At 62.6% G+C, this 1528-nt stretch carries 1 protein-coding gene; it reads right to left on the reverse strand.

Annotated features, from left to right (window positions below; all coding sequences use genetic code 11):
• The coding region (locus A2J01_RS22140) for an FMN-binding glutamate synthase family protein (RefSeq protein ID WP_197494272.1) at positions 1-1528 on the reverse strand (1528 nt) is incomplete at both ends.

Consider the following 1528-nt stretch of genomic DNA (forward strand, 5'->3'; position numbering starts at 1 on the left):
ACCGTACGAACCTCGTCCATGATCTTCTCGTCGAGCGCGTACTCACGTTCGAGGTACACAGGATTGTCGATGGGGATGTCCGGGGCGGACTCGAACATCGCGTCCAGCTTCAGATTGCCGACAATAAACGGGTGATCGAGCAGATGCAGGAGATCCGTTCGACCCCGCGCTTCCTGAAGGGACCGCATTCCCAGATTCGCGAGCAGTTCCCGAGTTTCGTGAGCGATGTTGAGAAGGTACTGCGCCATCGCGCGGGGATCGCCGTCGAACAGTTCCGGGTTGGTGGTCAGACCGGCGGGGCACTTGATGTTGCAGTTCTTGGCCATGACGCAGCCCATCATCATCAGCGCCGACGTACCGAACTCGAAGCTGTCTGCGCCGAGTAGGGCGGAAGTGATGATGTCGCTGCCGGTCTGATGCGCGCCCGAGCATCGCAGAACGACTTTCTGGCGAAGGCCGTTGGCACACAGAGCTTGATGGACCTCCGCGATACCGACCTCGGCCGCACGACCCGCGTATTTGAGGCTGGTCACCGAAGCTGCGCCGGTGCCACCGGTGTTTCCGGCGACGTTGATGACGTCGGCGCCGGCCTTGGCGACACCGACGGCGATGGTGCCGATTCCTTCCGAGGACACCAACTTCACGATCACCCGAATGCGAGCTGCCTTGCAGTCGTGGATGAGCTGAGCGAGGTCCTCGATGGAGTACGTGTCGTGGTGAGGCGGCGGCGAAACCAGTTCGACCCCGGGCGTTCCGCCGCGGGCGGCAGCGATGTCGACGGTGACCTTGGCGGCCGGAAGCTGCCCGCCCTCACCGGGTTTTGCGCCTTGGCCGAGTTTGATCTCGATCTCTTCGAGCATCGGATCGGCGAGGTAGCCCGCCCAGATTCCGAAGCGTCCGGATGCAAACTGCTTGATGCGCGATGCACGAATCGTGTTGTAGCGCGAAAGGTGTTCGCCGCCTTCGCCGCTGTTGGACATCGCACCGACCATGTTCGTGCCGTGCGCGACGGCTTCGTGCGCCGGAGCGTTCAGTGCGCCATGGCTCATGGCACCCGACGCCAACTTCGGGGTGATGTCGCTTGCGCTCTGTACCTCGGAGAGAGGTACACCTGCCGGTGCGACCCTCAGCTTGGAAAGGAACTCTGCCGCAATACCGGTTGCATTCAGCACCAGATCCGGGTCGGTGGCCTCGATGGTGACGTCGTCGGCAAAGGCGACGGAAAGAGCATCGCCGAGTGCTACCACCCGAGCGGTGTCGTCGGCCAGTGGACCGTCCAGGCTAAGTGTGTACCGGCCGTCCGCGGCAGATTCACACCGGATTCCACGCATCACGATCGTCTTATTGCCGCGCACCGAGAATCGGCTGATCTGGTCGGTGAACTCGGCTGTCGTCACCGCAAATGTGACATCACCGGGCACGGAGATGACATCGCGCAACGCGGCGGGACGACGCGATCGTTCCGCAGCCATGACAGTGGAAAAGTCCCGGTACCCGGCGGTGATGTCGAAGTCGTCGATCTGCTCGG

Source organism: Rhodococcus sp. EPR-134 (assembly GCF_001647205.1).
Classification (GTDB): Bacteria; Actinomycetota; Actinomycetes; order Mycobacteriales; family Mycobacteriaceae; genus Rhodococcus_F; species Rhodococcus_F qingshengii.